Annotated in this window: 12 protein-coding genes; 5 read left to right on the forward strand and 7 right to left on the reverse strand. The window is 69.6% G+C overall.

Translation table 11 applies throughout. The annotated features are described in order from the left end of the window. The first annotated feature begins 19 nt into the window (after positions 1-19). Positions 20-1,393, forward strand: a complete 1,374-nt coding sequence (dctA, locus tag E1161_RS10235) for a C4-dicarboxylate transporter DctA (protein WP_132622014.1) — start codon at positions 20-22, stop codon at positions 1,391-1,393. 87 nt (positions 1,394-1,480) lie between these two features. On the opposite strand, the gene E1161_RS10240 is transcribed toward dctA, so the two are convergent. The 6 genes from E1161_RS10240 to E1161_RS10265 form a co-directional block, all read right to left on the reverse strand. Continuing rightward, positions 1,481-3,262, reverse strand: a complete 1,782-nt coding sequence (locus tag E1161_RS10240; RefSeq protein WP_165939742.1) for a CocE/NonD family hydrolase — start codon at positions 3,260-3,262, stop codon at positions 1,481-1,483. Positions 3,263-3,591: 329 nt separating this feature from the next. Next, positions 3,592-3,999 carry a YggT family protein gene (locus tag E1161_RS10245; RefSeq protein WP_328591240.1) on the reverse strand — a complete coding sequence of 136 codons (408 nt, stop codon included), beginning with the start codon at positions 3,997-3,999 and terminating at the stop codon, positions 3,592-3,594. A 199-nt stretch (positions 4,000-4,198) separates the two neighbouring features. Further along, on the reverse strand, positions 4,199-7,420 hold the full coding sequence (locus E1161_RS10250) for an acetyl-CoA carboxylase family protein (protein ID WP_132622018.1): 3,222 nt from the start codon (positions 7,418-7,420) through the stop codon (positions 4,199-4,201). Positions 7,421-7,438: 18 nt separating this feature from the next. Further along, positions 7,439-9,142 (reverse strand): AMP-binding protein, encoded by a 1,704-nt coding sequence (locus E1161_RS10255; protein ID WP_132622020.1) that lies wholly within the window; start codon positions 9,140-9,142, stop codon positions 7,439-7,441. A gap of 23 nt (positions 9,143-9,165) precedes the next feature. Beyond that, complete coding sequence (locus tag E1161_RS10260; RefSeq protein WP_132622022.1) at positions 9,166-9,846, reverse strand: TetR/AcrR family transcriptional regulator; 681 nt, start codon at positions 9,844-9,846, stop codon at positions 9,166-9,168. A gap of 85 nt (positions 9,847-9,931) precedes the next feature. Beyond that, positions 9,932-10,195, reverse strand: coding sequence for a hypothetical protein (locus E1161_RS10265; protein ID WP_132622024.1), 264 nt, complete (start codon positions 10,193-10,195; stop codon positions 9,932-9,934). Positions 10,196-10,259: 64 nt separating this feature from the next. On the opposite strand from E1161_RS10265, the gene E1161_RS10270 reads away from it, so the two are divergent. Then, positions 10,260-11,678, forward strand: a complete 1,419-nt coding sequence (locus tag E1161_RS10270; protein WP_132622026.1) for an alkaline phosphatase PhoX — start codon at positions 10,260-10,262, stop codon at positions 11,676-11,678. A 187-nt stretch (positions 11,679-11,865) separates the two neighbouring features. On the opposite strand, the gene E1161_RS10275 is transcribed toward E1161_RS10270, so the two are convergent. Then, entirely contained in the window at positions 11,866-12,735 is an 870-nt protein-coding gene (locus E1161_RS10275) for a glycerophosphodiester phosphodiesterase (protein ID WP_132622028.1), read from the reverse strand. 330 nt (positions 12,736-13,065) lie between these two features. Between E1161_RS10275 and E1161_RS27100 the strand changes: the two genes are divergently transcribed. From E1161_RS27100 to E1161_RS10285, 3 genes are all read left to right on the forward strand, one after another. Then, positions 13,066-13,221: a hypothetical protein gene (locus E1161_RS27100; RefSeq protein WP_165939743.1), complete on the forward strand. Its 156-nt coding sequence runs from the start codon at positions 13,066-13,068 to the stop codon at positions 13,219-13,221. A gap of 443 nt (positions 13,222-13,664) precedes the next feature. Further along, a complete protein-coding gene (locus E1161_RS10280) occupies positions 13,665-14,351 on the forward strand; it encodes a haloacid dehalogenase type II (RefSeq protein WP_132622030.1) in 687 nt (228 codons plus the stop codon). A gap of 341 nt (positions 14,352-14,692) precedes the next feature. Continuing rightward, entirely contained in the window at positions 14,693-15,964 is a 1,272-nt protein-coding gene (locus E1161_RS10285; protein ID WP_235874924.1) for a hypothetical protein, read from the forward strand. Positions 15,965-16,154 lie beyond the last annotated feature (190 nt).

A 16,154-nucleotide genomic window follows, 5' to 3' on the forward strand; every position in this document is an offset into this window, starting at 1 on the left:
ACAAAGCGAAAGAGGGATCGTGCCTGCTGTCTCAGCTCCAGGGACGCGAAGTCCGGTTCGAAGCGTTCTGTCATCCCTGTTCGTCCAGGTCCTCATCGCCGCCGTCCTCGGCATCCTCGTCGGCCACCTCTGGCCCGGCTTCGGCGAATCGCTGAAGCCGGTCGGCGACGGGTTCATCCGGTTGATCAAGATGGTCATCGCGCCGCTGATCTTCTGCGTGGTCGTCGTGGGCATCGCCAAGGCCGGTGACATGCGCTCGGTGGGGCGCATCGGGCTCAAGGCCCTGATCTACTTCGAAGTCGTCACCACGGCCGCGCTCGCGCTCGGCCTCATCGCGGGCAACGTCGTCCAGCCCGGCGCAGGCCTCAACGTCGACCCCAGCACCCTCGACACCTCCGGCGTGGAAGCCAAGACCGAGGGCGAGCAGATGCCCGGTGCCGCCGACTTCGTGCTGCACATGATCCCCGAGAGCGCTGTCGGGGCCTTCGCCGACAACGAGCTGCTGCAGGTCCTGCTGCTGGCCGTGCTGTTCGCCGCGGGGCTGCTGCACGTGGGCATCGACCGGGCCCCGCAGGTGTTCCACTTCATCGAGCAAGCCGGCGAGATCATCTTCAAGATCATCGGGTACGTCATGCGGCTGGCACCGATCGCCGTCTTCGGCTCGATGGCCTACCTCATCGGTCAGTACGGCCTGTCATCGCTGTCGACCTACGCCAAGCTCATCGGCGCCTGCTACGGCGCGGCCGCGCTGTTCATCGTCGTGCTCGGCGTGCTCATGCGCGTGTTCACCGGACTGAGCCTGATCCGGTTCGTGCGGTTCGCGCGGGAGGAGTTCGCACTGGCCATCGGCACGGCGTCCAGCGAGTGCGTGATGCCGCGCATGATGGAGAAGCTGGAACGCGCCGGATGCCGGAAGGAGGCCGTCGGCCTGGTCGTGCCGACCGGCTACTCGTTCAACCTCGACGGTGCGTCGATCTACCTGTCGCTGGCGACGCTGTTCATGGCCCAAGCCGTGGGGGTCGAGCTCACCGTCGGACAGCAGATCACCGTCATCCTCGTGCTCATCCTCACCTCCAAGGGCATGGCAGGTGTGCCGGGCTCGGCGTTCATCGCGCTGTCGGCGACCGCCTCGGCGGTGGGCGTGATCCCGGTGGCGGCCGTCGCGCTGATCCTCGGCGCCGACCGGATCATGGACACGATGCGCGTGGTCACCAACCTGCTCGGGAACTGCGTGGCGACCTTCATCGTGTCCAAGTGGGACGGTGCCCTTGACCCGGCTCAGGCACGCGAAACCCTCGCCGCTCCCGAAGCATCGGCCAAGGCGCTGGTGTCCGAGCGCTCCGAAGCCAGACCGGTTGCGACGCAGGACGACGAGCCGGAACTGACCAGGTGAACCGAGCCCTCGGGCTGCGGCTCCGGGGGTGGACGAACGAAGCGGGGCGACTCGATCTCGAGTCGCCCCGCTGTCGTCTTCCTGCGGTCAGTTGCCGCCCACCGGCTCGACGTAGCCGCCGGTGAACACCGAATCCGGCGGCGGATCCGCGAGCGGACCCGGCAGGGTGAAGTCAACGGCGCCGCCCACGGCGTCGGCCGGGGCGGTGGCCCTCTGCTGTTCGAGGTAGCCGGCGAGCTGCACGCCCGGGGCGCCCTCGACCGTCATCGTCCGACGGTGCTGGAGGAACGGCAGGTCCACCGAACCGCCGCGGACCGTGACGGTCTGGCCGCTGGGTGCGGCCATCGGCCACCAGTCCTGGTTGTTGTCGGTGACGCGCACGCCGATGCGGTGACCGGCCGGCAACTTCCAGTCGGCGCTCCAGAGCCGCAGTGGGACGGTCGTCTCACCGGGCTCTCGCACCAGGTGGCCCTGGCGCGTGATCAGCGGACCCGTGCCGTCGGGTCCGAGATCGTAGACGTCGACCACCAGGTTGGCGTTGGGCATCGACGTCGTCACGTCGACCGATGCCGCCGGCGAGCCCGAGAGGTGAACGTCGTGCGGGAGCGGGTTCGACACGGTCCACACCCCCGAGGTCACGGCCGGGTCGGAGGGCTGACCGGACGAGGAGTTGGCCGCGGTCGAAACGGACTGGGCGTGGTCGACGTAGGTGCCGCTGTTCAACGGCGTCCGGAACTCGCTCATGTCCGCCGCAGGCCACTGGGCTTCCGAACGCCACACCCCGTCGTTGGTCTGCACCGCGTGCGGCGGGTCCGCGACGGTCGGCGCCTGGTCCTTGAGGAAGCGGTCGTAGAAGCGCATGACCTCGTCGAACCAGCCCTGGCGGCCCATCTTGAGGCGACCGGTCTCGTCGACGTCGTTGCCGCGCACGTGATCCCACGGGCCCAGCCAGCTCCGCTCGTAGCCCGGGTGGTTGTCCAGGTACTCCTGCATCCCGTCGGCGACCGTGTTGTTCTCGGTCAGGCCTTGGGTGAGGAACAGCGGCACGTTCGACCCCACGGCACCGGGGATGAGGTTGCGCTCCTGCCAGAACGCCGAGTCGTGCCGGTCATCGCCTGCCTGCTGCGCGAAGTTCTGCGCCAGGCAGACCGGATCGTTGAGGCTCTGGAGGTTGTACTGGGGAGCGTCGGTGATCGGTCCCGGTGTGGCGGCGATGCCGTCGTAGAGGGCGGGCGTCGCCACCGAGTTCAGCCGGCGCATCCCGTCGCCGTAGAGGTACCGGTAGTCGTCGTACACCGGTTCCTGGCTGACCACCGCGGCCAGCCCCGGAGGCCGTTCGTTGACCCCGATCAACCCGGTCAGCCCGTCGTAGGACTTGCCGTACATGCCGACCCGGCCCGTCGACCACGGCTGGCTCGCCGCCCACCGGACGGCGTTGACCACGTCGGCCTTCTCACCCGGTCCCGACCAGTCCAGGCACCCGGTGGAGCCGCCGAAGCCGCGCAGATCCACCATGACGAACGTGTAACCCTTCTCCAGCAGCCCGGAACCCTCGACGAAGTCCTGGAACCGCTCCGAAGGGCCGTCGTTGGGCCCGATCGGGTCGTACGACGTGCCTTCCACCGCACCGGCGGGTCCGACCTGACCGGAGTGGTTGAAGTACGGCCCGATCGAGAGGATCACCGGCGTCTTGTCGGTGGCCTCGTAGCCCTTGGGCCGCAGGACGTCCGCGTGCAGCGTCGCCTCCCCCGCGCTCGACGGGGAGGAGATCCAGGCCTCGCTCCACTCCGCGTCCGGGTAGGGAACACCCGACGCCTGCGCCGGCGGCACCGCCGGCACCACCACCGCAGCGATCGCAGCTGCGACCACCGCAGCGCCTCGACGGTGCCTTGTCCTCTCGAGCCTCTTCAACGTGCGCACTGGCATCCTGAGACCACCCCACCCTTCCCGCACCGGGACCGACCTCGACCGACGAGTGCGCACCGCGAACGCGGCCATGCACCCGTCGAGAGGCTAGGGGCTCGGACAGGTGGGGTGAGGAAACTTGCCCACACCGTTACGGCAGGCGGATGCCCGCAGTCCGGATCATGGCGAAGCGGCCCACGGAGACGGCCGCCCCGCTGCGCTGATCGTCCTCGACTGCCTCGGACGAGGCAGTCGAGGACGACACGACCGGGCCATCTGCCAGGACGCCGCGGCTACAGGCTGAAGGCGGCGGAGCGCAGGACCAGCACGACGACGAACACGGCCGTGAAGGCGAGGTCGAGCGAGATCTCGCCGACCCGCACCGGCCGCAGCACCCGGCGCACCGGCGCGATCACCGGCTCGGTGGCGGTATGAGTCAGCGCCCGAGCCCGTCGTACCCAGTGCGGGCCTTCGGCCGCTGTTCGCGCCCAATCCAGCACGAGCCGCGCGACCAGCACCAACAGGTACGCCGTCAAGGCGTACCCCAACACAGTCCCGATCGCGCTCATGACGAACTCCCACGTGTGTGCCCGACTGGCTTCATACCGGTACCAACGAGCCACCCGAGCCAGAAGTGCCCCCGGGCCGAACGCCGTCACCGGAGGGCCGGAACCGAACACCAGCGGCACCAGCGCGTACATGACAAGCATGAGCAGACCCAGGGAGAGCGCGTTGAGCCAGACGCCGGCCCGGCCCCAGGCTGATCATCCCGAGGCCCCGGCCTCGCCCGCTCCGACAGGCCCTGGCTGCCTCGGAAGGCCCCCAATTCGACCGCCTGGCCTCGACACCAGGCGGTCGGTTCCGCAGTGAGGGCTTCGCGTGCTCCAGCACCTCGTGGAATCAGCCGCGGGGTCGGAGCGTGCTGATCCAGCGGCGGGTGTCGGCCGGGTCGATGACGTCGTCCAGCTCGAAGGTGGTGGCCGCGCGCAGCGCGCGGCCACGCTCGTAGGCCTCGGCCACCAGGCTGTCGTAGAGCTGCTGGCGTGCGACCTCGTCGGGTGCGGCTGCGAGTTCCTTGCTGTAGCCCAGCCGGACCGAGCCTTCCAGACCCATCCCGCCGATCTCACCGGTCGGCCACGCCACGGTGAACTGCGGGGCGCGGAAGGAGCCGCCGGTCATAGCCATCGCGCCCAGTCCGTAGCCCTTGCGGAGCACGACCGCGCCGAACGGCACCGTCAGGCGAGCGCCGAGCACGAACAGCTCACCGAAGCGCTTCACCGTCGCGTCCTTCTCCGCCTCGGGCCCGACCATGAACCCCGGTGTGTCGCAGAGGGAGACGATCGGCAATCCGCCTGATTCGCAGAGCGCGAGGAAGTCGGCCAGCTTGTCCGCCGCCTCGGCGTCGATCGCGCCGCCCAGGTGGTGACTGCTGTTGGCCACCAGGCCGTGCGCGACGCCCTCCACGCGGACCAGTGCCGTCACGACGCCCACCCCGTAGTCGGGACGCAGCTCCAGCACCGAGTCCACGTCGACGACGGCGTCGATGGCGCTGCGGACGTCGTACGCGCGCAACCGGTTCTCGGGCACGACGTGCCGGGCCAGGCGCGGATCGGGCGCCTCCCACTCGACGCCCTCGCCCGGGGACAGCGGGCTCTGGAAGTACGACAGGTACCGGCGCGCCAGCTCGACGGCGTGCTCGTCGTCCCGCGCCACCACGTCGACGACCCCGTTGCGGCGCTGCACGTCGATGGGGCCGATGTCCTCGGGCCGGTACTCCCCCAACCCACCGCCGGAGATCATCGCGGGACCGCCCATGCCGATGTTCGCGTCGGGGGTTGCGATCACGACGTCGCAGGCGCCGGCCAGGGCGGCGTTCCCGGCGAAGCAGCGACCCGAGGCGATCGCCACCGTCGGCGCACCACCGCGCAGCGAACCCAGCAGGCGGAACGTCGGAACGTCCAGCCCCGCAACGACATCCATGTCGGTGTCACCGGGTCTGCCACCACCGCCCTCGGCGAAAAGCACCACGGGCACCCTCCGATCCCGGGCCACCCCGAGGATCCGGTCGGTCTTGGCGTGGTTGCGCATGCCTTGCGTCCCGGCGAGCACCGTGTAGTCGTAGGAGATCACCACGGCCTCGGCCGCCGCCCGACCGAACCGGTCCGCGCCGATGGTCGCTACGCCGCCGACCAGCCCGTCGGCCGGGGTGTTGGTGATCAGGTCCTGTTCGGACCGTCGGCTGCGCTGGGCCGCGAGCACCAGGGACCCGTACTCGACGAAGCTGCCCGGATCCACCAGATCGCTGATGTTCTCGCGCGCGGTCCGACGACGCAGGCGGTGACGCTTGGCCACCGCCTCGGGACGTGCCGAGTCCTGGGTGACGGCTTGCCGCTCGCGCAGCTCGTCGAGGTCCGGCCGGGTGGCGTCCAGGTCGAGCTCGAAAGCGGATTCAGCCTCCCCCTCGTCGGTTCGCGCGAACACCACGAGCGGATCGCCCGGAGCCACCGTGCGGCCCGGCGGCACCAGCGCGCGCACCACTCGCGCCGCGTGGTCGGCGGACAGGACGTGCTCCATCTTCATGGCTTCCAGCACCGCCAGCTGTCCGCCCGAGGGAACTTCGTCGCCTTCAACGGCGACCGCGACGACGGTGCCCGCCATGGGGGCGCGTGCGACCTCCTCCCCCGTCCGCAGCTCCAGCGCGGTCACGGATGAGGGAACCGAGGTGCTCGCGCCCGCTTCGGCCACCAGCCGTTCGATGTTCTCCGCCAGGAACGCCGTGCTCACGGGCCCTGCTCGCAGCTGGTCATCCGCGAGCAGAGCGCGCAGCATGGGGATGTTCGTGGCCGCGCCCTCGATCGCGAACTCGCCCAGGGCCGCGTCGAGCTTGGTGAGGGCCGTGGTGCGGGTTCCCGCGCGCACGATCACCTTGGCCAGCAGGGAGTCGTACCGCGGGCTCACGACCAGGCCCGGCAGACCGAAGGTGTCCACGCGGACCCCCGGCCCGGTGGGTGGGGTGAACGTCGTGAGCGTGCCCGCGGTCGGCGCCGCGCCGCCGTCGGCGGTCATCGTCTCCAAGTTCACGCGGGCCTGCACCGCCGTGTTCGCAGCCGTCGCCGGTTCACCGCGCTCGCCGGACGCGTCGGCCACCACGCCGTCCGTGAGCGCGAGGTCGTGCAGCCCGGCTCCGTCCGCGAGGGCGAGCTGCGCGGCCACCAGGTCCACGCCAGTGATCTCCTCGGTGATGGTGTGCTCCACCTGGATCCGGGGGTTGACCTCCAGGAAGGCGAACTCCTCGCCCCGCACCAGGTACTCCACCGTGGCCAGACCCCGGTACCCGAGGCTCGCGCAGAGCCGCACCGCGGCCTCGTGCGCACCGCGACGCACCTCGGGCTCCACGCCTGTTGCGGGGGCGATCTCGAGGAGCTTCTGGTGCCGCCGTTGCAGGCTGCAGTCACGGTCGCCGAGCGCCAGAGCTGCCGTGCCGTCGGCGACCACTTGGACCTCGACGTGCCGGGCACCGTCGAACAGGGCCTCCGCGAACACCTCTCGGCTCCCGAAGCCCAGATCAGCCTCCTCCGCGCACGCCCGGTACGCCGCCTCGACAGCGGCGGCCTCGCGAACCACCCGCATGCCGCGCCCGCCGCCACCGGCCAGCGCCTTGATCATGATGCCGCCCGGGTTCTCCGCGAGGAACGCCCGCACCTCCTCCACCGTCGCGGCACCTGCGGTGGCGGGCAGCACGGGCGCGCCGGCGGAGACCGCGGCGGCGCGGGCCGACACCTTGTCCCCCAACGTCTCCAGGACCGCCGGGTCCGGTCCTGCGAACACGACCTGCGCTGCCGCGCAGGTTCGCGCGAATTCCGCGTTCTCCGAGAGGAATCCGTACCCGGGGTGCACCGCGTCGGCACCGGAGCGCGCGGCAGCGGCCAGCACCGCCGCGTGATCGAGGTAGGCAGCCGGACCTGCTCCGACCAGCGGCAACGCCTCGTCTGCGGCGTGCACGTGCGGCGTGTCCGCGTCGTCCTCCGCGTACAGGGCAACGGTGCTGACCCTCATCTCGCGCGCGGTGCGCACGACGCGCAGCGCGATCTCACCGCGATTGGCGATCAGGAGCTTCTTCATCGTCACGAACCCCTCGGTCTACGCGCGGTCACGGGCTGCGGGCAGTTCTGCGGCGCGGTCGAGGAGTTCGCCCTTGCGCACCTTGCCCGTGGCCGTCATCGGCAGCTGGTCCACCACGACGAGATCGGGCACCTTGTACCCGGCCATGTTGTCCTTCGCCCACGCGCGCAGGTCGTCGCTCCCGGCGCTGCTGTCCAGCACCACGAACGCCACCGCCACTTGGCCTTTCGCGCGGTCGGGACGGGGCACCACCGACACCGAACGGATCGCCGGGTGCAGGCGCAGCAGGGCTTCGACCTCGGACGGGAACACGCTCATCCCGTTGGTCTTGATCATCTCCTTGGCGCGCGCCAGGTAGTGCAGTGCGCCCCACTCGTCGAGCCGTCCCACGTCGCCGGTGTGCAGCCAGCCGTCGCGGATCGTCTCCGCGGTCGCGTCGGGCCGACCGTAGTAGCCGGTCAGGATCGACGGGCTCCGCACGATGATCTCCCCCGACGTGCCCACCGGCACCGGATCGCCGGAGTCGTCGACGATCAGGACATCGGTCCCCGGAACGGGCAGCCCGCAGAACACCGGGTCTGCGTGCAGATCCCGATCGCCGTCCTGGAACCCGAGCGTGAACGTGTCGGCCGTGTGCGTCTCGGTCATGCCGTACGACGCCTCCCGCAGGACGCTGCCGGTGGCCTCCCGCCACCGCGCCCGGACCTCCGGGGTCAACTTCAGCACGAACGAGACCGCGAGCGCGTTGCGCAACGACGCTACCCGCGCACCCTCGAAACCCGGCCCGTCCATCAGCTCCACGTAGTTGTCGACCGTGGCGACCACGTCGGTCACGCCGTGCCGCTCGACCAGGGCGACGGCCGTGGCCGGGTCCCAGCGCGTCATGAGGACGACCTGCTGGCCGTTCACCAGCGGTTTCAGGACGCCGAAGTCCTCGCCGGCGATCCAGAACACGGGCAGGAAGTTCAGCGACACGACACCGGGGTCGCCCACTTGCGTCCCCCCGGCCAAGCTGGCCGTCGCCGCCGTGTAGACCATGTGCCGCTGGGTGTGCTCGCAGCCCTTCGGCAGCCCGGTCGTCCCGCCGGTGTAGTTGAGCGCCGCCAGCGCGTCGGGGTCGCTCGGCCGCGCTTCAGCGGGCGCCGAGGCGCTGATCTCGGCCCAGTCCGAACGCTCGGCGGTGAGCTCGAACGGCACCGGCACGTCGGGGTCGGCGGTGAGCAGGTCAGCGAGGCCGGTGTAGGCCACGTGCCGCAAACGTGCGTCGCCGCGCACCGATTCGACGAGGTCGGCGAACGTGTCCTGCGCCAGCAGCGCCGTCACCCCCGCGTCCTCCAGCTCGTACCGCAGCTCGTGGCCCCGGAACATGGGGTTGATCGGCACGTGCACCGCGCCCGCCTTGAGAACGCCCACCATCGCGATGAGGAACTGGGGGCAGTTGCTCAGGAACACGCCCACCCGGTCCCCCGGCTCCACACCGCGCTCGCCGAGCCAGCCGGCGAAGCGGTCGCTCAGCTCGTCGTACTCGGCATAGGTGATGTCCCGGCCGTAGAACGAGATCGCGGGGGTGTCCGGGCGGGTTTCGGCCCAGTGCCGGAGGTGTTCAGGCAGGCCGGGCACCTCGACGGGGTGCACGACGGCGCCCGGCACCTGATCCGGCCAGTTGGTCGCCTGCAGTCGGCGGACTTCGGCTAGGGCCTCTTCACGGCGGGACGACGGCATTCGGGCCTCCTGAGGTCCGGGCGCTAGTCGGCGGCGACGCCGACGGCGCGCTCGGTCAGCCGGATGTGATCGTTGATGAACTGCTCGCGGTCGCGGTCAGGAGCGTGACCGAGCCGGGCGGCGCCGCGGACGATCGAATCGCTCAGCATCGACACCAGCTGCTGGGGCGGCACGCAGGGGTCGATCGTGGTCGGGTCCAGCCCGGACAGGTAGTGGGCGAAGCGCCGCACCAGCCGCCGCCGCAGCGTGCTCCACAACGCGTCCACTTCGGGGTCGACCCCGGCACGGCTGTCGATCTGCGCCACCAGCGACCCGTTGGCGAAGATCGCCTCCGCGAACGCGCGAGTGGTCGACCGCAGCACGGTGACCGGCGGGAGGGAGTCGATCCCGTCCAGCTGCTGGGTGGATTCGAGCTGAGCGCAGACCTGCTCGGTGACCGCGAGGAACGCCTCGTCCTTGGATCGCAAGTAGGCGTAGAACGTCGGGCGCGAGGTCTGCGCCCGGGCCGCGATCAGCTCGACCGTGGTCGCCGCGTAACCGAGGTCGTCGAAGCACGCGGCGGCAGCAGCGAGCAGTTCCTCGCGCCGAGGGCCCGACGCCTCTCGGCGATTGGCCCGCGCACGCTCCTGGGCGTCACTCGTCGTCCCGACTCCATCGTCGTGACCTCGGTGCCGGCCTTCGGCGTGTGCCCGGGAAGCGGACATCAGGGGGTTGACAGGACGAGTGCGGGAACGGCTTTCGGGTCGTCGCACGCCGAGGCCGGACGGGAAGCCCTGCGGATGGATGTGGTCAAAGCAGCCCCTCCGGAACGAGTGGCGGCACGTGATCCCGACCAACACTTGTTGACGTTGACGTCCATGTCAATACGCCCAGGGCGATCCGGCCGAGGCGCGGCCGCCAGGTGAGCAGGTCGCGCCGCAGATTCCCGATGCGGCCCAGCCGCATGTCGACGTCCCCCTTCGACGGAACCGCGAGCTCACGCAGCCGAGACCGCGCCATCGACGTGAGCAGCGAATTCGCGACGCCGACGCCCTTTCGCCCCACCAGGTTCATCGAACGTACCCGCCCGCCGACGAGGCTGGTGCGCTGCTTCGATCGTTCTCACGTGGAGTCGCACATGAATCTTTCTCGCAGGCAGTTCGTCAACCGCTCGCTGCTGGGCGGCATCGGAATCGCCCTCGTCGGCAACGTCGGAGCGGTGACCGCCGCCGCACCGGCCTCTGCCGGTGACGGCCAGCCCGCCGGTTACGGTCCGCTGGTGCCCGATCCCGCGGGTCTGCTGTCGCTCCCCGCGGGGTTCAGCTACAAGATCGTCGCCGAAGCCGGCAAGACGAAGCTCGAATCCGGCGAAGCCACGCCGCAGAAGCACGACGGCATGGCCGCTTTCATCCGCCCCGAGGGCGGCAGCGTGATCGTGTACAACCACGAGATCAAGGTCAGCCAGAACGCCGAGTTCCCGGTGCCTCGGCTCGACGGCCTCACCTACGACCCGGTCTCCCCTGGCGGCTGCACCGTCGTCGAGGTCGACGCCGAGGGCAACCGCGTCGCCGAGTACGTCGCGCTGGCTGGCACCTCCACCAACTGCGCGGGTGGCCGCACCCCGTGGAACACCTGGTTGAGCTGCGAGGAGACCGAGGACAAGGCCGGTGAGGACGGGCAGCTGTTCGACCACGGCCACACCTTCGAGGTCGACCCCTACGATCGCGAGGCGAACCAGAACCCGAAGCCGATCAAGGCACTCGGCCGGTTCTCCCACGAGGCAGCCGTCGTCGACCCGAACACCGGGCACATCTACCAGACCGAAGACGCGTCGGGCCCGAACGGCCTGTTCTACCGCTTCACCCCGCCGGCCTCCGCACTGCCGCTGGGCCACGGCAAGCTCCGCGCGCTCGGCGACGACGACGGCACCTTCGAAGCCATGAAGGCCGCCGACAAGTCCGGTCAGCACGTCGACGACCTGTCCCGTGCGACCGAGGTCGGCACCACCTACGGCGTGACCTGGGTGGCTGTTGCGGACCGCGCCGCAGCCGCGACCGCGATCCGCGAGCAGTTCACCGACGACCAGATCACCCGTGGGCGCAAGCTCGAGGGCGCCTGGTGGGGCGAAGGCGGAGCCTACTTCGTCTGCAGCTACGCCCGCCTCGAAGACAGCCCGGGCACCCCGCACGACGGTCAGGTGTGGTTCTACAACCCGCGCAACCAGACCATCGAGCTCAAGCTGCGGTTCGAGTACGACCAGGACGACGACGCCAACTTCGATGGCCCCGACAACATCACCGTCTCCTCCCGGGGCAACGGCCTGATCCTCGCCGAGGACGGAGACGGGCAGCAGCACCTGTTCGGAGCGACCTTCGAAGGCCAGACCTACCCGCTGGCCCGCAACGAGATCAACACCGGCACCGAAGCCGAGCCGGAGTACAGCGAGTTCTGCGGCCCCGTCCACTCCCCTGACGGCAACACCCTCTTCGTCAGCGTTCAGAACCCCGGCGTCCTCTACGCCATCACCGGCCCCTGGGACCGCCTGCGCAGCGCCTGACCGACCCCAACGCCGCAACGACGCCCCGACCTGCGAAGCCTGGTCGGGGCGTCGTTGTCAGCGCACGCGGACCGCGCCTGCCCGATGGACGACGGAGCCGCTCGGGGTGCCACCTTCCGCACCGGGTCCCACCATCACGGCGGTGTTCCGGCACCACTCGGTGCCGACACCCCGCGGAGGTTGGTCGTCAGGCTGCTGGGCGGGTGTTGCGGATCTCCTCCCGGAGGACGTCCGGCCGGTCGCTGATGATGCCGTCGACGCGGTTGGCGATCAGCGCGCGCATCAGGGCCGGGTCGTTGACCGTGTACGGGTTGATGCGCATGCCGTGCTCGTGAACAGCGGCGACGTACTCCGGGGTCGCGGCCGAGTGGTGCGGGTTGACCTGGTTGGAGTAGGTGGCGACCTCAGCGAGCTGGTCCGTGGTCGGCGCACCCAGCACACCCACCTGGACCGCCGGGAGCAGGCCGTGGAAGTGGCGGATGAAGTCCCAGTTGAAGCTCTGCACCACCAGGTGCTGCGCCAGGGGGTCGGGCTGCATCCACTGGGGACGCTGCTGCAGCTCACCGGCGATCCGCTCGGCGATGCCCGGGTAGAGCTCCGGCGCCTTGGCCTCCAGCAGCAGGCCGGAGGCGGTGCGCTCCAACTCGTCGAGGACCTCGGTGAAGGTGGGCACCGTGGCGCCGGTGTAGCGCGGGTCCTTCCAGGAGCCCGCGTCGAGCGTGCGGATCTCCTCCAACGTGAAGTCCGCGACCCGCCACGGCGCCCGGTCGGGGAACTTCTGCTCGACATCGGTGGTGCGCGACAGCGTGGTGTCGTGGATGACGACCAGCTGCTCGTCCTTGGTCTGCTGGACATCGATCTCGACGAGGTCGGCCTGCATCTCGGCACCCAGCCGAACGGCGTCCAGGGTGTTCTCCGGCGCGTAAGCAGACGCCCCGCGATGGGCGATGTTGGTGACGGTGGCGGTCGGCTCCGCGGGAGCCGCGGTCACCGCCGTCGTCACCGTCATCGTCGTGAGCAGCGTGGCTGCGGCCACGGCCGCGACCCGGTGCAGCATAGGTCGATCTCCTCGTCAGTGTCAGTTTTGTCCGGAAAGGACGGGAGCATACTGCGGACTTCCGGTATCGCGGACCGAATCACGGACTGGACGACTGGTGGAGCGCGCCTGAACGTTGGACCGCAACCCACGAATCCGGAACCGCCCCGTTGCAGATCGACGCTCCCCATCGACGGAAGGTCGTTGACCCGTCGCGGGATGTCATCGGCGAGCACCGCTGCCCGTACCCGGCACCGCTCGACGAGATCGGTCGCTGCGGCGACACCGCCGAGCAGGCCTGCACCGACGGCCTGGTCAACATCGCCGACGACATCGCCGCGAACGATCCCCATGTGGCACGCGCGCGAGTCCTCAGCCTCTTCGCCACGCCCTTTCGGTACGCTGCAGCTCGCCCGCGCGGTGGCCGGTCCGAGCCTCTCCGACGCGATCCTCGACCAGGGCCTCCGCAACGCCCTGGCGATCCTGGACGACGCGACCCCGAACTGACCCGCACCACCAGCGAGCGGATCCGACCATGACCACCACGAAGCGCACCACCTTCGCCGATGTCAGCCGCATCGACGGGATCTCACGGGGCGCTCTCGGTTCCAGCCGAGGCATCCGAACGGTTCGGGTGTGCTGCGCGGGTGGCTGGGACTTCCCGACGGCGAGCGCTCGGACCCGATCTCACTGCGCTACGCCGTCGACTCCTCCCCACCTGCCACCACGACATCGCGCCTCAGCGTTGCCCACCGGGAACTCACCGCCCAGGTTCGCGCCCTGCACACGGGCCGGTGCAGATCCTGCGCTCCGCACATCTCGTCGAAACCGTGAAGACGAGTCCTGATTCGTCCGGGACAGCAGTGGCCCGAGCCACCCAACTAGCAGGAGATCGCCTCGACCCACCCGAATGACAAGGACGACCCCGCTGACGGGTACAGGAGGAAGCCATGCCCACTCGACCTCGCACGGTGGCGTTCGACGTCGTCGAAACGCTCATGTCCCTGCAACCCCTCCGGCCCCGGTTCGCAGACGCGGGACTCGCACCCGAACTGCTCGAGCGCTGGTTCGACCGGCTCCTGCGCGACGGCATGGCCCTGACCCTCGCAGGGGACTACGAGCCCTTCCCCGACGTCGCCGCAGCAGCGCTGAGAACGCTCGCCCGCGGCGACCTCGACGACGACACCATCGCCCACGTCCTGACCGGGTTCCACGAACTCCCCGCGCACCCCGACGTCGAACCCGCCATGCGCACGCTCTCCGAGGCAGGCATCTCCATGATCTGCCTGAGCAACGGCACCACCGAGACCACGACCAGGTTCCTCGAGCACAACGAACTCGATCACCACATCGATCAGGTCATCAGCGCGGCCGACGTCCACAGCTGGAAGCCACCCGCCCGCGTCTACGACCACGCCCTCAACGCCATCGGCCAAGCCCCGCACGACGTCGCCCTGGTCGCCGTGCACGCGTTCGACTGCCACGGCGCGAAACGAGCCGGACTCACCACCGGCTGGGCCAGCCGCCTCGAAGGCCACTACAGCGACGTCTTCACCCCGGCCGACTTCGTCGGACCCGATCTCATCGACGTCGCCCAGCAGCTCGCAGCGCTTCCCGAAGCCGGACGTGGCGCGTGAAGGCAAGCGATCCACGGTCCGAACACCCGGGCGATGCGCGAGGCACTGCGCGATGATCGGTTGTTGAACGCGTGCGCCGCAGTCCACGACCGACGCGCGAAACACGACCCGGGCCACCGCGTCCACCGCGCCAGCACACCCCACGACCACGTGGACGCCCGCAACTCCCACGCACGCACCACCGAGTTCCCGACATCGGGCCGCGTCGGCGAACGGGAACAATGACCTCCGACTCTGGTCGCTTCCGTCCGCTGGCGCTGAACTGAACGGTGACACGAGGAGACGGGGGATGATCAGTCGTGGTGAAGTACGACCAGATGATGCCTGCTGGAACTGAGGCGATGGCTGACTTGGCAGCCTTCCCACTGGTGGAAGCGCTGTTCGGCCGACGCTCCCGGCGCTTCGCCCTGGGCGATGAGATTCCCGACGGCCCCCTTGCCTACCGCTCTCGGCACGAACCCTTCTCGCTCACAGAGCTCGAACGGATGCTCGTGCTGAGCGCGATGGGCGGAACGACTGGCTGGCACCACTCGATCACCCGACATGCCCGCTACGCACCGCACGTCTCCAACTACGCCGGAGGGGCCGCTGGGCGCACCTTTCCCTCCGCGGCCGGGTTCCACACAGCCGAATTGTTCTTCACCGACGACTCGGGGCTGTACTACTTCCCCACCCGCGACGCAGGGGCACTCGTCGACCCGGCGGCCGAGGAAGTCACACCAGAGCTGATGGTCGAGCGCCACCGCGACCGGTTGCAACAGCTCTCCGCCAGCAGGCTGCACCTGCCCGCCGAGGAGCCCTACATCGAGGGGCACAACACCTGGTGCGTCAACGTTCCCGGCTCGCTGCTGGTCATTCCGGTGGCCGACCTGGCACAGCACCTGATCGCCGTGCTGTGCTTCTTCGTCCAGAACGGCTACGCGATCTACGACGACATCAACGACCGCAAGATCCCCGGCCTCGACGAATTCAGCGGGCTGATCGACGTTGACGAGCCGTTCCCGCTGACCTTCACCGAGCAATACGCGCTCACCGAAGCCACGGCCGAGTTGGCGACCGCGTGCTACGCGGGTGTGCTGATGTTGCAGGCGATGGGACTCGGCGGGTGGATGTTCGACGGCATCGACCGATTCTCGATGCTCGGTGCCTCGGGCAACCCCGACGTACCGGGCCTCGGATTCCGCTACGACGAGGACGAGCGCTGGTCAACACCGAACCCCACCGGCCGCGATGGCGTCTTCGAGGCCTACTGCCCACCCCACCACCAAGACATGAGGGCAGCGGTGGACGCGTTCGCCGAACGGAAGTTCGGACCCGGCGGTCCGTTCCACCGCGACACGCCAGGCGCCTGGACCGACAGCCCCGGATTCCGCGCGAGCGCCCAGGTCCACGACGACGCGTTCAAGTCCTGCGTCGGACTCCAAGTCCAGTACATCTTCGACACCTTCGGCAAGTTCCCCGCAACAGTGCCGACGGTGTTCATCCTCAACTACGTCCAAGCACACCACCTCGACCTGGACTTCTACGACCACTTCTTCAAACCCGGCGCCTACCTGCGCACGCACGCCACGCACATGCACGAGTGGCACGACCGAGGCCACGGCACACCTTGACGGGTGACGGCGGTAGCCGCGGGCATTGGCCGCGCGCGGCATCCCGTCCAGTTCGATTCGGAGGCTCGCCCGGTCACAGCGGACATCACCCTGTGGAGCACTTCCGCGGGTTGCGCGAGCTCACTGCCCGCGATCGCGATCCCCGAGCGGGAACGATGCCGGAAGCGCTGCGGCGAGCACCTCGACGCCT

It is taken from the genome of Saccharopolyspora aridisoli, from assembly GCF_004348445.1.
GTDB classification, from domain to species: Bacteria; Actinomycetota; Actinomycetes; order Mycobacteriales; family Pseudonocardiaceae; genus Saccharopolyspora; species Saccharopolyspora aridisoli.

Coding starts and splice junctions, on each gene's coding strand:
- E1161_RS27100 (WP_165939743.1), top strand. CDS start 13,066: ATGTGGCACGCGCGCGAGTCCTCAGCCTCTTCGCCACGCCCTTTCGGT.
- E1161_RS10250 (WP_132622018.1), bottom strand. CDS start 7,420: ATGAAGAAGCTCCTGATCGCCAATCGCGGTGAGATCGCGCTGCGCGTC.
- E1161_RS10265 (WP_132622024.1), bottom strand. CDS start 10,195: ATGAACCTGGTGGGGCGAAAGGGCGTCGGCGTCGCGAATTCGCTGCTC.
- E1161_RS10245 (WP_328591240.1), bottom strand. CDS start 3,999: ATGTACGCGCTGGTGCCGCTGGTGTTCGGTTCCGGCCCTCCGGTGACG.
- E1161_RS10285 (WP_235874924.1), top strand. CDS start 14,693: ATGGCTGACTTGGCAGCCTTCCCACTGGTGGAAGCGCTGTTCGGCCGA.
- E1161_RS10260 (WP_132622022.1), bottom strand. CDS start 9,846: ATGTCCGCTTCCCGGGCACACGCCGAAGGCCGGCACCGAGGTCACGAC.
- E1161_RS10270 (WP_132622026.1), top strand. CDS start 10,260: ATGAATCTTTCTCGCAGGCAGTTCGTCAACCGCTCGCTGCTGGGCGGC.
- E1161_RS10275 (WP_132622028.1), bottom strand. CDS start 12,735: ATGCTGCACCGGGTCGCGGCCGTGGCCGCAGCCACGCTGCTCACGACG.
- E1161_RS10280 (WP_132622030.1), top strand. CDS start 13,665: ATGCCCACTCGACCTCGCACGGTGGCGTTCGACGTCGTCGAAACGCTC.
- E1161_RS10255 (WP_132622020.1), bottom strand. CDS start 9,142: ATGCCGTCGTCCCGCCGTGAAGAGGCCCTAGCCGAAGTCCGCCGACTG.